Origin of the sequence: Sphaerisporangium rufum (assembly GCF_016863395.1) — a bacterium.
GTDB lineage: Bacteria > Actinomycetota > Actinomycetes > Streptosporangiales > Streptosporangiaceae > Sphaerisporangium > Sphaerisporangium rufum.
In genome coordinates, this window is the sequence record NZ_BOOU01000087.1 from 16,420 (window position 1) to 33,255 (window position 16,836).

Below are 16,836 nucleotides of genomic sequence, written 5' to 3' on the forward strand. Positions count from 1 at the left end.
GCTCCCGGGGCGGCGAGGGGCGGGACGCGTGCTCATGCGCTTCTCGCCTCCGCCCGCCGTCGCAGGCCCAGCGTCCCAAGACCGCGCGGGCTCACCAGGATCAGCAGTAGGAAGACCGCGAAGACCACGCCGTCCTGCCAGGTCGCCGGAAGCGCCCACACCGCGACCCCTTGGACGACGCCGAAGAGCAGCGCCGCGGCCGCGGCGCCGCGGATGCTTCCGAGCCCTCCGAGCACCACGGCGGAGAACGCGAACAGCAGCGGGGTGTCGCCCACCGTGGGGTAGGCCCCGAGGACGTAGGCCGCGAAGATGCCGGCCGGCACGGCGAGCAACCCGGCGATCATGAACGCGACCCGCTCGGCACGGCGACGCGGCATGCCCCACACATCTGACATGTCGCGGGAGCAGGCCACCGCCCGCATCAGCGATCCGGTCATGGTCCGGGCGAGGAACACCCGGGTCGCCGCGTAGCAGGCGGCCGCGACGGCGAACGCCAGAAGATTGATCTTGAGCAGATACAGATCACCGAAGTTGACCGTCGAGTTCAGGGAGGTCCGCGGGTGGACCGGCTCGGCGGAGAAGATCAGCGTCAGGGCGGCACCTCCGACTATCCACAGGCCGAACGACGCCAGGAAGAGCGGGAACAGGGTCGGCTGGCGTTTGGCGATGGGCCGGTACAACAGCTCGTAGCCGGCCATCGTGAAGGTCAGGGACACGCCGGTGGTGACCAGCACCGCGAGCAGGATGTGGGTGGATTCCAGTGCCGCGAAGGTCAGCGCGCACAGGCTCAGCGTCGACCCATGAGCGATGTGGAAGATGCCGGTGACGTTGAGGATGATCGACATCCCGATCGCGATGAGGACGTAGAGGCCGCCCAGGAGGAACCCGCCGATGGCCAGCTGAACCAGTTCGTGCATGAAGGAGCTCCAGTCTCCGCGGTGCCGGTCTTCGGGTTCGGCTATCCGTCCGCCGGGATGGTGGTGAGCGTGGTGACCTTGCCGTCCTTGATCTGGTTGATGGAGATGTCGGTCTTGAGGGTGTGGTCGGCCAGCAGTTCGAGAGAACCGCCGACCGCGTCGATCCTCCCTTGCGCGCCGAACTTCTCGTTGAGGGCGGCCCCGGTGACGTCCTTGCCCTCCCGGACGAGTTCCTTGGCCGCGTGCGCCCACATCAGCACGCCGTTGCAGTAGTTGCCGGGGATGGCGGGCGCGCCCTCGCCGGCCGAGATGTTCATCTCCTTGAGGAAGAACTTCGTGATCTGGTCGGGCGAGTCGAAGTTCATGGCCTGGAGGGTGAACAGCGTTCCGTCCGCTTCCGGCAGGTCGAGCACGGAGGGAAGTTCCCCGATCGGTGACGCGCCGACCACCTGAGCGTCCACGCCCGCGCTGCGCAACTGCTGGAGGAGCGCCGTCTGCGACTCCCCGGAGTACACCATGAAGATCACGTCGGGCGCCTGCGCCTTCACCTTGTCGACCTGCGCGGTGAACGAGGTCGCGTTGACGGCGACCGGCAGCGTCGCCAGCGCGCGTCCCTCGCCCGTCCAGCCCTTTTTCATGATCTCGACGGCCTCCTGGCCCAGCAGGTCGTTCTGGTAGACCAGGCTCGCCTTCTTGAACCGCGGATGCTTCTCCTTGATGTAGGGGATGCTGGCGCCGAGTTCCTGGCTGATGAACGGGATGTCGTTCCAGACCCAGTCCAGACCGGCCAGCGCGGGGCTGAGCGCGCCGCCGTTCAGCACCGGCACCTTGGCCCGCTCGGCGAGCGGAGCCAGCGCGGAGGTGATGGAGCTGAACGCGCTGAACACCATCGAAGCGCGGTCGACGCTGGTCAGCTTGGTGAACGCGGCCGTGCCCTTCTCGGTCTCGCCCGCGGTGTCGACGTACTTCACCGTGATCTTCTTAGGCAGTCCGTCGTTCTCGTTCACCCACTTCACGCAGGCTTCGATGCCCTGCCGGTAGGTCGCCGCGGTCGAGGCGCCGGCCCCGCTCAGCGGCAGGGCGGCGCCCAGGACGTAGCCACCGCCGGAGGAACCGGAGCCAGACGAGCCTCCGCACGCTGTGAGGCTTCCCACGACGACCACGGCGAGCGGCAGGAGCACCCGGGCGGCTTGCTTGTTCATGTTCCGGTGAACCCTTCTCATCGCGCGCTGCCCGGAGTGGCACGACCGCCTTCGCGTCTCGCGCGGGCCCCGATGGCGCGCCCTTTCCCTTGCCTGGGGTCGTCGCCCGTGTCAGGACACGGCCGCGAGATCGACACGCGGCCGGTACGGGCTATTTAAAGCGAACGATTGCTTTGTATGCTCATAACATGACGTAACTCACGTTCCATGTCAATGGGCCTCGGCCGTAACGCGCTCGCCGTCCCCGCGACCAGGCCACCGTCCGGGGCGGCCGGAAACCAAGCGAACGATTGCTTTGAGAGCATCGATGGGTTACGTTGCCGGTTCATGACCGGTGAGCCCGGGCGGGCGCCGACCCTGGTGCCGGCCGGCCGGACCAGTCGTCGGGAGGCGAGATGCCGGAGGACAAGCAGGTTCCGACCTATGCCGAACTGCGCGCGCGCACGGACGCGCCCGCGGGTTCGGCGTGGGGGATATTCGGGGCCGACGATGAGGTGGGCACGCTGAACCACCTCACACCGCGGCAGGTCCGCGCGGCGGCCACCCTGGTCCGGACCGGCGAGGTCATCAACCTGAACCTGCCGCTGGAGACGTTCGATCCGCCGGTGAGCCCTTACCGCAAGAGCCTGCGGCACCACATGTACTCGAACTATCCCTACCACCGCGACGAGTACCTCGACAGCTTCTACCCTCAGGCCAGCACCCAGATCGACGGCTTCCGCCACATCGGTCATCCCGAATTCGGCTTCTACAACGGCACATCCCCCGACCGCTTCCAGCCGCATGATCCGGTGCTCGGCATCAACCGCTTCACCGAGCGAGGCATCGCCGGCCGCGGGGTCCTGATAGATGTCGACCGCTACCGCCGGGCACAGGGCAGGCCCATCGACCACGCCGCCGGCGAGGCCATCGGGCTCGGCGACATCACCGGTGCCGCCGCCCGGCAACAGGTCGACCTCCTCCCGGGCGACATCCTCCTCATCCGGACCGGATGGATGCACCGCCACCTCAACGAGCTGTCCCCCGAACAGCGCGACGAAGAGAAGAAGGGCATGCGCCTGTCCGGTCTGCGGGCCGCCGAGGACACCGTCGCATGGTTGTGGGACCACCGGTTCGCGATGCTCGCGACCGACAATTTCAGTGTCGAGGCGTTCCCGCCGCCGGTGGACTCGCCGTTCCTGACCGACAAGGAACGCCGAGGAGAGGTGTCACACTTCTCCTACCGGGGCGCCATGCACAACGTGCTGATCGCGCTCCTGGGCCTCCCGCTGGGCGAACTGTGGAATCTGGACGACCTGGCGGCTCGTTGTGCCGCCGACGGGAACTGGGACTGCCTGATCGTGTCCACCCCGCTGAACCTGACCGGAGGGACCGGGTCCCCCGCCAACGCCGTCGCCATCCGATGACGCGCCGCGGCGGCCCGGCCGCCCCATGCCGGAGCGGCGCGCCCCGGCCCCCCGCCCGAACCTGGAAGACCTGCCCGGCGAAGGACGACTTTCATGAACATCCTCGATGACGCCCACGCCATGCAGGACGATCTCGCCGAGCTGAGGCGACGGCTGCACGCGGAACCCGAGACCGGGCTCCACCTGCCGCGAACCCAGGAGAAGGTCTTGTCCTGGCTGGACTCCGCCGGCCTGGAGATCTCGACCGGCGATGCCACGACCTCGGTCGTCGGTGTGCTGCGCGGAACCGCGCGCGACGGCCGGGACCCGCGTGCGGTACTGCTGCGCGCGGACATGGACGCGCTGCCCATCCGGGAGCTGACCGGCCTGGCGTTCGCCGCCACCAACGGTGCGATGCACGCGTGCGGCCACGATCTGCACACGGCCTCCCTGGCGGGCGCGGCCCATTTGCTCGGCCGGCATCGGGATCGCCTCGCGGGTGATGTCGTGTTCATGTTCCAGCCCGGCGAGGAGGGCCACGACGGGGCCGGTGTCATGGTGGGCGAAGGCGTGCTGGACGCGGCCGGCTACCGTGCGGAGGCCGCGTTCGCGTTCCACGTCTTCTCCGCTGGGCTGCCCGGCGGCCTGTTCAGCAGCCGCCCCGGTGCCATCATGTCGGCGGCGCACCGGCTCCGCGTCGGCGTCAAGGGTGCCGGCGGGCATGGATCCATGCCCCACCGGGCCAAGGACCCGGTGACGGCCCTGGCCGCGATGATCACCGGGCTGCAGACCATGGTGACCCGCCGGTTCGACGTCTTCGATCCGGTGGTGGTGAGCGTGGGCCGGATCGCCGCCGGGACGGCGCACAACGTCATCCCCGAAGTCGCCGAGTTCGACGCCACCGTGCGCACCTTCTCCGACCGCACCGCCGACGTCATCCGGTCCCGCGTGGAGGAGACGCTGGCGGGCGTCGCGTCGGCCCACGGCGTGGAGGTGGAGGTCCGGCTCGAACAGGAGGCCCTGCTCACGGCCAACTCCGCGTCCGAGGTCCGGTTCGCCGCCGAGGTCGCGCAGGCCGTGCTGGGAGACGGCGGGTACCGGCCGATGGCGCATCCGCTGGCGGCGTCGGAGGACTTCTCGCGGGTATTGGCGCATGTGCCGGGCGCCTTCATCGCCCTGGGGGCCACCCTGCCGGGCCTCGATCCCGGTACGGCGCCGAACAACCACAGCCCTTACGCCGACTTCGATTCCCGGGTGCTCTCCAGCGCGGCGGCCATGTACGCGGAACTCGCCATCCGCCGGCTGGCCGCTCCGGCTCCCCGGCCCTGATCCGGCCGGCCCGGGTCCGGGTCGCCCGGCGGCCGCGGGACCGCCGGGCGGGCGGGCCGGGGCGGTGCGGCCCGCCACGATCGCCGGTGCGCGCCGCCGGCGATCTGGTGGTGCGCGGACCTCCTCGCCGGCCGGCGGCCGTCACGGAGTGGAACCGGTGCGCTCGGCGGCGAGCGCCGACCGCCGGAGCTTGCCGGCCTCGTCGCGGGGGATCCGATCGGCGATCTCGTAGCTCCTCGGCAGCTTGTACGCCGCGAGTTGGTCCTTCATGAACTCGGCCAGCGCCTCCACCGTCGGCCGGGATCGGCCGGCGAGCTGCACGATGGCATGGACGGTGTGCCCCCATTCGGGGTCGGGCAGCCCGATGACGGCGGCGTCGACCACCTGCGGATGTTCCAGCAGCGCTCCTTCCACCTCGGCCGGGAAGACGTTCGCACCACCGGAGATGATGAGGTCCACTCGGCGGTCGGCGATGTAGAGATGGCCCTCCTCGTCGACGTGGCCGAAGTCACCGACGGTGATGAACCCGTCTTCGGTCATGGGTGCCGGCGCGCTGCCGCGGTACTCGTAGGTCGGACCGGCATGGTGCGGTCGCATGTAGATCATGCCCACCTCGCCGGTGGGTGCCTCACGCTGCGAATCGTCCAGGATGCGCAGATCGCAACCGAGCGGCCTGCCCACACTGCCCGGGTGGGCGAGCCATTCCTCGCCTCGGATGCCGGCGGCACCGATGGCCTCGGTGGCGCCGTACAGCTCGGCGACCCGGTCCGGGCCCAGCAGGTCCATCCACTGTCTCTTGAGCCAGGGCGGGCAGGACGCGGCACCGTGGAACAAGGTCTCGACGCTGGACCAATCGCGGTCCGCCACGCCGGCCAGGCGCATGAGCCGCAGCATCATCGTGGGGACCGCGAACATGAACTCGACCCGGTACTTCTCGACACAGTCGACGGCGCCCTGCGGGGTGAACCTCTCCAGGATCACCAGGTGGTGGCCGAAGAACAGGCCCCAGTACGCCCAGCCGAACGGCGCGTTGTGGTACAACGGTCCGCAGACCAGCTGGACCTGATGGGGCCGCAGCCGCAGGAGTTCGGCCAGGGGCTGCAGGCAGTGCCCTTCAGCGGTGCCGGCGACGGCACCGGGGTTGCCCCACGGGAGCGGATCGACGATGAGCTTGGGCGTGCCGGTCGAACCGCCCGAGCACACGGCCTTGCCGGGCCGGGCGTCGGCGAGCCGCCAATCCTCCCGGCGCATCCGCGGGATCTGGTCGGGAGTGAGGGACAGAAACCCGGGCACGTGGTCGAGTGAGACGATCACGGTGGGTTTCGCCAGGGCGAGGATCTGGTCGCATTCCCGGGCCGGCATGTCGTAGCGAAGTGGGATCACGCAGGCGCCGAGCTTCCAGGTGGCCACCGTGACCAGCACGTGCTCGATCGAGTTCCGCAGCTTGACCAGGACCACGCTGCGGGCACCGACGCCGCGGGCCGCCAGGCCCGCGGCGAAGGCGTCGCTCCGCGCGTCCAGTTCCGCCCAGGTCAGCCGAGTGGTCGAGGCGTCCGGATGGTGGACCAAGGTGACGGCGGCATCGTCCGGCCGATCTCGCGCCACCCGGCGGATCTGCTCGCCGTAGGAGATGTAGTGGTCGAACGCGAGTCGCTGCTGGGTCATTGCACACATCCCTCGGGGATAGCGATCGCTTGCTTTGAACACTGATACGATGATTTCCATGCCGCGATCCACCCGTGTCCAGGAGATCGTCGCCGCGGCGACGAAGCTGTTCAACGAGCGCGGATTCCAGGGGACGTCCGTCCGGGCCATCGCCGAGGCGGCGGGCATGCAGTCGGGCGGGCTCTACTCGCATTTCTCCTCTAAGGAGGCGCTGCTGCACCATATCGTGGTCGAAACCCATAAGGTGCAGCGCACCGCCCTGGAGAAGGCCGCGATGGGCGACCTCGAACCGGAGGCGAAGTTCCGTGCCGCCTTCCTGGCGCATGTGGCGTCGAACTTCGAAGTGGGACCCGCCTCGGCTCCGCGTCTGTTCCTGACCGAGTGGCAGCACCTGACCGGCCCCGAACTGGACGATGTGCTCAGGTATCGCCGGGAGTACGAGGAACTCTGGGACAGGATCATCGGCGAGGCGATCGAGGCGGGGGTGTTCCGCGCGGGCACCGACCTGCACATCGCTCGCCTCGTGGTGCTGTCGGTCGCCAACTGGTCGGTCATGTGGTTCAAGCCCGAGGGTCGCCAGTCGATCGACGAGGTGTTCGGCAGGGTCGCCGACGAGATGCTCAACGGGCTGCTGGCCCGCTGAGCCGCCTGCGGCATCTCGCGTCCCATCGCCGGCTCAGAAGTGCTCGAAGAGCCACGGCGTCGGACCGGCGAACAACGCGTCGAGCCGTTCCACCACCTCCGGGGAGACCGCCTGTAGCCGCCCCAGCGCCTGGGCCTCCCGGCCGGTCGACCGGCCGGTGAAGATCGACGCGAAGCTCGACGCGTCCATGGTGACGTGCGGCGCCACGGTGACCTCCTCGGTGTGAGCGCGCCCTCCCCGCACCGCCAGCCGCAGGGTCCGGGCGATGCCGGCATCGTTGATCCCGAGCACCACCGACAGGTCCAGGGCGGTACTGTAGCCGCGCGCCGAGAGCGCGGCCGGCAGGTCGAGGATCTTGGTCATCCACGGGCGTGCCCAGTCGACGAGGACGGGGTCGTCGAAGAAGCCCGCCATCCCGTCCGAGGGGCTGCCGATCCACGAGATCTCCTCCCCCGGAGAACCGGCCCGCGCCAGGGCGTGCAACAGCGCGTGGGCCGCGGAGACGGTGGACCAGACGATCTCCCGGGCGCGCACCCGGTGGAGGTACGCGGGCTCGCCGGGCCGCGGCGCCTCCACCTGGTCCCACAGCGCGTAGCCGGTCGGCTCGCCGTCGCGCTCCGCGACGATGGCGAACGTCTCGCCCGACCGGACCCGCGGCAGGATGTGGGAGTGCCACCACTGCCGGTCCCGGTGGATCGGTCCGTTGCCGCGCCGGGCGAACCCGTCGTAGATCTCCGCGAGCCGGTCGACGTCGCCGGGCTGGAACCAGCGGATGTCGTCTCTCTCGGCGCCGAGGCGCAGGGACCGCGAGGCGGCGTGGAATCGGAATCGGTGGCCGGCGACCTCGTAACCCGCCCGCCGGTACGGCGCCATGGCCGAGGGCGTCAACGTGGAGATCGCCGCACCACCGTCCGCGTGCCGGCGCAGGACGGGGCCGAGCAGTTCGGCCATGACCCCGCCGCCGCGACGCGGGAGGTCGACCATGACCGAGGAGATGGCGACGCAGGGAACGGAACGGCCGCCCACCCACTGGGCGACGCGTCGGGCGAGCAGGGCGGCGACCCGCGTGCCGTCGTGCTCGAGCACATGACCGTGCCGTGACCACAGCTCGACATCGAGCGGCGCGGTGAAGCTCTGCCGCCGGAGCCCCCGCACGAACATCTCGTCGTCGGCGCGGAACGGCCGCGCCCGCGCGCTAGCCATCGGCCGGTGCCCGGTCACCGAGCGTCTCCAGGAATTCCAGAGCGTTCGGCCAGCGATGGAACCCCGAGCCGAGCTGCCGCTCCAGCTCCTCCAACGTCCAGCGACCGCTGGTCCTGAACAGGCCGATGACGGCCGGCGGGGCGAAGAGACGCACCTCGTTGCCCGCCACGTGGAACACCTGCCCGGTGGCCTGGCAGGTCGGGGATGCGAGCCAGCCGACCAGGGGCGAGACGTTGGCGGGGTCCCAGAAGTCGAACCCGGGGCCGGCCGCCGGGAGGGGCGGCCCGCCGGGGGACGCCATGGTCTCCAGGACCGTCTCGGTGTGCGCCGAGGGGGCGATCACGTTGGACCGCACACCGATCTTCTCGCCTTCCAGGGCCAGAGTCGCGGACAGGGCGACGATTCCGAGCTTGGCGGAGGCGTAGTTCCCTTGCCCGAAGTTCGTCATGAGACCGGACAAGGAACTGGTGTGCACGATCACCCCTCCGAACGGCCCGCCGTTCCCCTTGGCCTGCTCCCGCCAATGGGCCATGGCGTGGACGGCAGGGGCGGCATGGCCTTTGAGGTCGACGCGCAGCACGTCGTCCCACTCTCTCTCGCTCATGCGGGCGAGCGTCCGGTCCCGCACGATCCCGGCGTTGTTCACCAGGATGTCGAGCCGGCCGAACGTGTCGCGGCATGTCTCCACCATCCGGCGCGCGTCACTCCAGCTGGAGACGTCGCCGTGGTCGCTCACCGCACGGCCCCCGGAGGCGACGATCTCCTCGACGACGCCGTCGGCGAGCCGGCCACCGTCGCGGCGCCGGCCGATGTCGTTGACGAGCACGTCGGCCCCCAGTTCCGCCAGGTGCAGAGCGTGGCTGCGGCCCAGGCCCCGGCCGGCCCCCGTGACGATCGCCGCCAGGCCGGACAGCGGGGTCATGACGCGGCCTCGCCGGCCGCGGTGCCGGTCCGGCCGGCGGATCCGGCGGCGGGTCGACGGCCTACCGGACCGTCCGCGCCCTCGCCGGAGACATGGTCGAAGTACAGGATGGGCCGCTCGGTGCCGTCCGGCCGCCACCGGGCGACCACCCGGTCGCCGATGACCGTCCCCGCCGGAAGCCGGCCGAGCAGCCGCGGGCCCACCTCGAGTTCGACGAGCCCGGAGGTGTACGGGGGAGGCAGCTCTTCGTGCACCGGCAGCAGGACCTGGACGCATGAGTACACCGTGCCGACACCGGAGCACTCCGCCCAGGCCGGCTTCGGCGAGTCGCAGGCCATGCAGAACGGCCGGGGGTAGAGCTGGTGGTGCCCGCAGGCGGCGCAGCACTGCACGATCAGCCTGCCGTCACGAGCCGCGGCCCAGAACTCGGTGGTGGTGGGATCATGGAGATCGGCGGGCTCAGTCATCGGTGAGCACCACCGTCGAGCTGTAGGAGAGCAGACCGCCGATGCCGTTGACCAGCGCGGTCCTCGGCTTCGGGGCGACCTGCCGCTCGCCGGCATCGCCGCGCAGCTGGCGGACGGCCTCAATGAGCAGGAAGATCCCGAAGGCGCCGGGGTGGGTGTAGGACAAGCCACCTCCTGAGGTCATGGCCGGCAGCCTGCCGCCCGGTTTCATGTGACCTTGGGCGAACATCTCGCCGCCCATTCCCTTCTGGCAGAAACCCAGGTCCTCCAGCTGGAGGATCGGGGTGATGGTGAAGGCGTCGTAGGGCTGGAAGATGTCGACGTCCTCCGGGCCGATGCCGGCCATCTCGTAGGCCGCGCGGCCCGAGGCGACGGCGGCCGTCGTGGTCAGGTCACGGCGCTGGTGCGGATGCCAGTGGGTGTGGCTCTCGCCCCAGCCCCGGATGGCGACCGGCGGGCGCCCGGCCCGGCGGGCCCGGTCGGCGGTGGTGACGATGACGGCACCGCCACCGTCGGTGATCGGGCAGCAGTCGAGCTTCTTCAGCGGCCCGCAGACGCGGTCGGAGGCCATGACGTCCTGGACGGTCAGCGGGGCGCGACGCCAGGCCTTCGGATTCATCCGCGCCCACTCGCGGCCGGTGACGGTGACCGAGGCGAGCTGCTCCTCGGAGGTCCCGTACTCGTACATGTGCCGGGCCGTGATGAGAGCGAAATGCCCGATCGGCAGCGGCAGCCCGGCCGGCACGTCGAACTGCGCGGCGATCGAGCCGGGGAGCGCGGGGGCCGTGGCGTGCTTGCGGGAACGTGATCGCAGGCTGCGCTGTCGGGAGGCGTAGACGAGCAGGGCGACCTCGCACTGGCCGGCCGCGATGGCGGCCATGGCATGGCCGACGAATCCCTCCCATGACCCTCCACCAAGGTCGGAGGAGTCGGCATGACGGGGTTCGACGCCGAGGTACTCACCCACCTGCACCGACCCCTCCTCCCCCATGTAGTTGACGAACAGCCCGTCGACGTCGGCACGGGTCAGGCCGGCCTCCTCCAGCGCCTCCATCGCGGCGAGCGCGGCCATGGAGGGCTCGGACTGGTCGGCGACGTGACCGAGAGGGCTCTCGGCCACCCCGGTGATGTAGAACTCCGGCACTTTGCTCGGTTCCCCCTCCGGGTGGCCGGTCATCGGCCCCACCGCGTGTCTGTGGCGTCCTCCGCCCAAGGAAAGTGAACGATCGCTTTGTAATATTGCACGCGCGATGCGCGATGTCAACGGTCGTGCGGGCACCCTGCGGAACCAGGACATCTCCTGGCCGGTGACGGGCAGGCGTCCCACCGGACGCGCGCGGTCGCGCGGGGTCGCGCGGTACGGCGTTCCCCGCTCCGCACGACCGCGAGCCGGCTCTCACCCGAGGTCAGGCCGGGCGACCGGAACCGACTACCGCGCCAGGATCGTCCGTCCCGATGCAGTGCGGCCCGGTTCCGGACGCGACGGCGGTCCGCCGTCGCCGGTCATCGAAGCCCGATCAGCCCGGGCTCCACCGGCCGAGCAGTTCGGCCATCCTGGACCGGTACCGGTCCACGTTGCCGAGCTTGACGTCCTCGTAGCCGCGCACCATGTCCGGCAGTTCGGCCACCTCGACGGCCAGGGCGAGATTCTCCACGGTCAGGTCGTGGGTGAGCCGGGCCACCACCTCGACGTACTCGTCGATCAGCGCACGCTCGACCCGCCGGACCCGAGCGCGGCCGAACGGGTCCAGCGGGGTGCCGCGCAGCCTTCTGGCCGCGTACAGGGCACGGAATCCGGGACGGAACCACCGGCCGAGAGCGATCTTGCGCTGGACCCCCATGGCGCGCAGGATCGGCGGGTGCAGCCGGTAGTGGACCCGGGCGCCCGCGCCGAAGATCGCGGCGAGCTCGGCGTCGAGCTCGGGACGCAGGGAGAGACGCGCCACCTCGTACTCGTCCTTGTAGGCCATGAGCTTGAACAGCTGCCGGGCGACCGCGTCGGTGAGCGCCTCGCCATCCGGCGTGACCTGCCGTTCGCTGTCCCGGACGGCCAGGACGCGCCGGCGGTAGGCCTGGGCGTACCCGGCGTCCTGGTAGGCGGCCAGCTCCCCGGCGAAGTGGTCCACGAGCTCGTCGAGACCTTCCGGCGCCTTCGCCGCGACCTTCGAACGGCGGCCGGCCAGTGCCAGCACGGTTTCCGGGTCGGCGACGTACTGCCGCCCCCGGCGGAACGCCTGGATGTTGGTCTCGACGGCGACGCCGTTCAGCTCGATCGCCCGCTCGATGGCCGCCGCCGGCACCGGGAGCGCGCCGGTCTGGAAGCCGGCGCCGAGCAGCAGGACGTTGGCGTACTGATCATCGCCGAACAGGTCCAGGGCCAGGGCGCGCGCGTCGAACCGGTGCGTCGTGCCGCTCCGGGCCGCCACCTGGTCGGCCAGCGCGGCCGCGTCCGGGAAGGCCACGGACGGATCGCTGACCATCGCGCCGGTCGGGACCTGGGACGTCGAGAGCACCGAGACGGTCCGATCGGCCGCGGCGACCTCCAGGTTGGCCGGCTGGGCGGCGACCAGCAGATCGCAGCCCAGGTAGAGGTCGCACTCACCCGCCGCGATCTTGTTCGTGGTGCCGCGGGTCCGCCCCAGCAGGACGTCCGAGACGACCGCGCCGCCCTTCTGCGCCAGACCGGTCTGGTCGAGCGATCGGGTACTGAAGCCGGCCAGGAGCCCGGCGGTGGCGAGCACCTGCGACACCGTGACGACGCCCGTGCCGCCGATCCCGGTCAGCCGGATCCGGGCCTCGGCCCCGCCGGGCCGGGCCGGCGGCGCGGGCAGGTCCCCTTCGGCGAGCCGCTCGGGCGGCGTCGTGGCCCGCTGGGTGCCGCCGGTGACCGTCATGAAGGCCGGGCAGTCCCCGTCCAGGCAGCTCAGGTCGGTGTTGCAGGAGGCCTGGTGGATGCGGGTCTTGCGGCCATAGCGGGTGGGAACGGGCTGGACGGAGAGGCAGTTGGACTTCCGGCCGCAGTCTCCGCAGCCTTCGCAGACGCGCTCGTTGATGAACACCCGTGTCTCGGCCGGGGCGTCCTTCCGGCGCTTACGCCGGCGGCGCTTCTCGGTGGCGCACTCCTGGTCGTGGATCAGGACCGTGACGCCGGGGGTGGCCGCCAGGACGCGCTGGGCCTCCTGGAGCCGGGACCGGTCCCACACCTCGACGTGGCGGGGCAACCTGACCCGCCGGTAGCGGGCGCGGTCCTCGGTGGTGATCAGGACCCGGCTCACGCCCTCGGCCAGCAGCAGGTCGACGATCCGCGGCACGTCCATGCCGCCGACCGCCCGCTGCCCGCCGGTCATGGCGACCGCGCCGTTGAAAAGGAGCTTGTAGGTGATGTTCACGCCGGCCGCCACCGCGGCCCGGATCGCCAGCGAGCCGGAGTGGGCGAAGGTGCCGTCCCCGAGATTCTGCACGTAGTGGTCGCGGTCCACGAACGGCGCCATGCCGACCCATTGCAGCCCTTCCCCGCCCATCTGCGCGAGGCCGGTGACCGTACCGACCTGCGCTTCGTCCATGAGGAGGACCATCGCGTGGCAGCCGATGCCGCCGCCGACCAGGGCTCCCTCGACCGGCTTGGTGGAGGAGTTGTGCGGGCATCCGGAGCAGAAGTACGGCGCCCGGTTGACCAGCGGGAGCATCATCCGCGCGGGCGATCGCGGCCGGCCGGGTGCGGGGCCGCAGTCGACGGCGGCGGCCGAGAGCACCCGGTGCATCGGGCGGGTGATCGCGTCGGCGTCGAGGTCGCCGTACGCGGGCAGCAGCTCGCCGCCGTCGAGATCGTGCTTGCCGACGATCCTGGGCGCCCGATCGGCGCCGTAGAGCAGCTCCCGGAACGCGGTCTCCATGAAGGCCCGCTTCTCCTCGACCACGAGGATCACCTCGAGCCCGTCGGCGAACTCGGCGACGGTCCCGGCGTCCAGCGGGTAGGGCATGGCGACCTTGAGCAGCCGCACCGGGCTGGCGTCCAGCGCGTGCTCGCCCAGCCCGAACCGGTCCAGGACCGAACGGACGTCGTGCCAGGTGCGGCCGGAGGCCACCACGCCGACCCGGTCCGAAGGCCCGCGCCCGACGATCCGGTTGAGCCGGTTGAGCCGCGCGTACTCGCGGGCCAGCCGCAGCCGGGTGCCGACCAGCTCCCGCTCCAGGGGGCCGAGTGCGGGTTGCAGCAACCGCGCCGTGGGCCGATGGCCGCCGGCCCCGGGTGGAAGCTCGATCGCCGCCGGCTCGGCGGTGAGGTCGACCGTGGACGAGCCGTCCGCCACGGCGGTGACGATCTTGAGCGCGGTCCACAGCCCGGTGGCGCGCGCGAGCGCGATGGCGTGCCGCCCGTACCGCAGGATCTCGGAGCTGTCGCCGGGGTGCAGGAACGGGACCATCAGGTCCTGCAGCGCGAAGTCGGACGCGCACGGCACGCTGGAGGACTTCGCGGCCGGATCGTCGCCGACGAGCAGGACCGCGCCGCCGCTCGGATGGCTGCCCATGAGGGTGCCGTGCCGGATGGCGTCGCTCGCGCGGTCCAGCCCCGGCGCCTTGCCGTACCAGATCCCCACCACGCCGTCTCTGGTCGCGCCGTCGAGGGTCGGCGCGAGCTGCGAGCCCTGCACGGCGGTGGCCGCCGCCTCCTCGTTGAGGCCGGGCACGAAGACCACGTCGTTCAGGTCGAGCAGGCTCTTCATCCGGCCGAGTTCGAGGTCGTACCCCGCCAGCGGGGATCCCTCGTAGCCGGTGATGAGCGTGCCGACGTCGAGGCCGGCGGCCAGGTCACGGCGATGCTGCTCGATCGGCAGCCGGGCCAGGGCCTGGATCCCGGTGAGCTGCACCCTTCCGGCCGTCGCGACGTATCTGTCCTCGGGCAAGACCGGCCGGTCCGCTTCGATGGTCATGGCACCTCCTGCCCGGCAACTGGCGCACGTATCAACGCACAATGTGAGCCAGAAACGCAAGAGAAGCACGCTAGGCTGAGCCAATGGCCCAAGTCAGTCGACCGCCGCACGGATCCTCTGGGTCACCTGGCCCATCGTCCGCGGCGCCGCCGGCCACGCCTCGCCGCGCCCATTCACTCGACGAGCTCGACCTTTCGCTGCTCCGGCTGATCCTGGACCGGCCCCGCGCCGGCGTGCGCGAGTACGCGCGGCTGCTGGGCATCGCCCGCGGCACTGCGCAGGCCCGCATCGACAAGATGGAACGGCTCGCGGTGATCACCGGTTACGAGCCGACCATCTCCCCGCGGGGAATGGGCTACACCGACCTCGCCTACGTCCGGCTGAACCTGTCGCAGGGGGTCCTCGACGCGGTCACCGACGGGCTCGCCGAGATCGCCGAGGTCATCGAGGTCGACTCCATCGCCGGTGACAGCGACCTGCTCTGCCAGGTGGTCTCCACCGGCCCGGAGAACCTCGAGGAGGTCATCCAGCGCATCCTCACCGTGCCCGGAGTGCTGCGCAGCCGCACCGAGCCGGTCCTGCGCCGGCGGGTGTCCCGCCGGGTGGGGCCGCTCATCGCCGCGCTGGAAGAGCGGCTGGCCGGCCGGCCCCGGCCCTCGCACCGAGGTGATCCCGCCGGCGGGTGAACCCGGCCGTCCGGCCGCCGTTTAACTTCGCCGATATTCGGCACAATCTCGGAATGAACGCCGGCGAAGCGCGATTAACGAGGCGATGGGCACGCCGTGCGGCCCTGGCCGGAGCCTGGCTGGCCTGCCTGATCGCCCTGGGCGCCGCGGCGACGGCCCTGCTGCCGATGCCGAGCCTGGACCTGTGGGCCGTCGGAATGCTGGCGGTGGAGTTCAGCCTGGTCTTCGCCGTCCTGGCGGTGCTCGGCGCGGTACTGGCCGGCTACGCGCGCCGGGGAGCGGTGTGCGGCGCGACGGCCGCGGTGGTGGCCAACTCGCTGCTCGCCGTCACCGCGCTGCTGCCGCCCGTCACGGCCTGGGCGACGGCCCGGGCGCAGGGTGCCCCGCTCACCTTGTCCGGCTACCTGGACGGGCTGTCCACTAGCGCCCCGCGCGGTCCGGACGCCACCGTCCGGTACGCCCGGGTGGACGGCACCGATTTGATGCTGGACGTCTGGCGCCCCCGGTCCACCGGCGCGGGCCCGCTGCCCGCGGTGGTCAACGTGCACGGCGGCGCGCAGGACACCGCGCAGAGTCCCTTCCCCCGCTGGGACGCCTGGCTGGCCGACACCGGCCACGTGGTCTTCGACATCGACTACCGCTTCTTCCGGCCGCACGACTGGCGGACCACCCCCGGTGACGTGAAGTGCGCGCTGGGCTGGGTCGCCCGCAACGCCGGCCGCTACGGCGCCGACCCGGATCGGCTCGTGGTGATGGGGCAGTCGGCGGGCGGCTACCTCGCGCTGCTGGCCGCCTACACCAGGGCCGCCGAGCTGCCGCCGACCTGCCAGGCTCCCGAAGCGAAGGTGGCCGCCGTGATCGCCTGGTACGCCCCGTCCGACATGACCGCGCCGATCCCGGCCTCCTTCCGGCTGGCCGGGCCGGTGCGGCGCGAGCTGTCCGGGCAGATCTGGCCGCTGGCACCGGAGTCCGCCCGCCGGGCCTCCCCCGCCACCTACCTCCGGCCCGGACTGCCGCCGACGCTGCTCATCCAGGGCGGCCGCGACATCCTCCAGCCGTCGGCGGACACCCGGGACTTCGCCGCCCGGCTGGCCGGGGCGGGCGTGCGGGCCGAACTGGTGGAGATCCCCTACGCAGACCACCAGTTCGACCTCAGCTGGGGCGGTTTCGGCAGCCAGATCGCCCGCCACGCGATCACCGCCTACCTGCGGCGGATCGCCGGGACGGCCGAGCGGGCCGCCGGCCCGTGAGCACCTGGGGTGACGTCCGGCCGGCCCGGGCCGATGCCGGAAACGAGAAGACCCCGGGCCGATCACATGATCGGCCGGGGTCTTCGCACGGTCTCTGGCGAGCCAGGTGGAGCTATGGGGATTCGAACCCCAGACCTCCTCCATGCCATGGAGGCGCGCTACCAACTGCGCTATAGCCCCTTGCGACGCGCCGACAGTCTATAGGAACCCGACCACCGGGTGGGAACCGAAAACCG

Annotated in this window: 13 protein-coding genes and 1 tRNA gene; 5 read left to right on the forward strand and 9 right to left on the reverse strand. The window is 71.2% G+C overall.

Translation table 11 applies throughout. From position 1 onward, the window contains the following. Window positions 1-32: 32 nt before the first annotated feature. Window positions 33-917: a branched-chain amino acid ABC transporter permease gene (locus tag Sru01_RS30070; RefSeq protein WP_203992704.1), complete on the reverse strand. Its 885-nt coding sequence runs from the start codon at window positions 915-917 to the stop codon at window positions 33-35. A 41-nt stretch (window positions 918-958) separates the two neighbouring features. Beyond that, window positions 959-2,119, reverse strand: coding sequence for an ABC transporter substrate-binding protein (locus tag Sru01_RS30075; protein WP_203992709.1), 1,161 nt, complete (start codon window positions 2,117-2,119; stop codon window positions 959-961). Between the two features lie 395 nt (window positions 2,120-2,514). On the opposite strand from Sru01_RS30075, the gene Sru01_RS30080 reads away from it, so the two are divergent. Then, window positions 2,515-3,525 (forward strand): cyclase family protein, encoded by a 1,011-nt coding sequence (locus tag Sru01_RS30080; RefSeq protein WP_203992712.1) that lies wholly within the window; start codon window positions 2,515-2,517, stop codon window positions 3,523-3,525. 93 nt (window positions 3,526-3,618) lie between these two features. Then, the gene (locus Sru01_RS30085) at window positions 3,619-4,833 is read left to right on the forward strand and encodes a M20 metallopeptidase family protein (protein ID WP_203992715.1); all 1,215 of its coding nucleotides are present in this window, start codon (window positions 3,619-3,621) and stop codon (window positions 4,831-4,833) included. A 141-nt stretch (window positions 4,834-4,974) separates the two neighbouring features. Here the strand turns inward: Sru01_RS30085 and Sru01_RS30090 are convergent, their stop codons facing one another. Further along, entirely contained in the window at window positions 4,975-6,498 is a 1,524-nt protein-coding gene (locus Sru01_RS30090) for an AMP-binding protein (protein ID WP_203992718.1), read from the reverse strand. A gap of 58 nt (window positions 6,499-6,556) precedes the next feature. Here Sru01_RS30090 and Sru01_RS30095 point away from each other — a divergent pair, with 58 nt between their 5' ends. Continuing rightward, entirely contained in the window at window positions 6,557-7,141 is a 585-nt protein-coding gene (locus Sru01_RS30095; protein WP_203992720.1) for a TetR/AcrR family transcriptional regulator, read from the forward strand. A 33-nt stretch (window positions 7,142-7,174) separates the two neighbouring features. Here the strand turns inward: Sru01_RS30095 and Sru01_RS30100 are convergent, their stop codons facing one another. The 5 genes from Sru01_RS30100 to Sru01_RS30120 all read right to left on the reverse strand — a co-directional run bounded on the left by Sru01_RS30100 (window position 7,175) and on the right by Sru01_RS30120 (window position 14,664). Continuing rightward, entirely contained in the window at window positions 7,175-8,344 is a 1,170-nt protein-coding gene (locus Sru01_RS30100; RefSeq protein ID WP_203992722.1) for a GNAT family N-acetyltransferase, read from the reverse strand. After that, the gene (locus Sru01_RS30105) at window positions 8,337-9,266 is read right to left on the reverse strand and encodes an SDR family NAD(P)-dependent oxidoreductase (RefSeq protein WP_203992724.1); all 930 of its coding nucleotides are present in this window, start codon (window positions 9,264-9,266) and stop codon (window positions 8,337-8,339) included. Before Sru01_RS30105 ends, Sru01_RS30100 begins: the two co-directional genes overlap by 8 nt. Further along, on the reverse strand, window positions 9,263-9,733 hold the full coding sequence (locus Sru01_RS30110; protein WP_203992726.1) for a Zn-ribbon domain-containing OB-fold protein: 471 nt from the start codon (window positions 9,731-9,733) through the stop codon (window positions 9,263-9,265). Before Sru01_RS30110 ends, Sru01_RS30105 begins: the two co-directional genes overlap by 4 nt. After that, window positions 9,726-10,910: a thiolase C-terminal domain-containing protein gene (locus Sru01_RS30115; protein WP_203992728.1), complete on the reverse strand. Its 1,185-nt coding sequence runs from the start codon at window positions 10,908-10,910 to the stop codon at window positions 9,726-9,728. The genes Sru01_RS30110 and Sru01_RS30115 overlap by 8 nt, the downstream gene beginning before the upstream one ends. A gap of 340 nt (window positions 10,911-11,250) precedes the next feature. Next, complete coding sequence (locus tag Sru01_RS30120) at window positions 11,251-14,664, reverse strand: indolepyruvate ferredoxin oxidoreductase family protein (protein WP_203992730.1); 3,414 nt, start codon at window positions 14,662-14,664, stop codon at window positions 11,251-11,253. 83 nt (window positions 14,665-14,747) lie between these two features. Between Sru01_RS30120 and Sru01_RS30125 the strand changes: the two genes are divergently transcribed. Continuing rightward, window positions 14,748-15,350, forward strand: coding sequence for an Lrp/AsnC family transcriptional regulator (locus tag Sru01_RS30125; RefSeq protein WP_203992733.1), 603 nt, complete (start codon window positions 14,748-14,750; stop codon window positions 15,348-15,350). Window positions 15,351-15,403: 53 nt separating this feature from the next. Further along, window positions 15,404-16,600 carry an alpha/beta hydrolase gene (locus Sru01_RS30130; RefSeq protein ID WP_203992736.1) on the forward strand — a complete coding sequence of 399 codons (1,197 nt, stop codon included), beginning with the start codon at window positions 15,404-15,406 and terminating at the stop codon, window positions 16,598-16,600. Window positions 16,601-16,707: 107 nt separating this feature from the next. Here the strand turns inward: Sru01_RS30130 and Sru01_RS30135 are convergent. Beyond that, window positions 16,708-16,780 (reverse strand) — tRNA-Ala (locus tag Sru01_RS30135). Window positions 16,781-16,836: the final 56 nt, after the last annotated feature.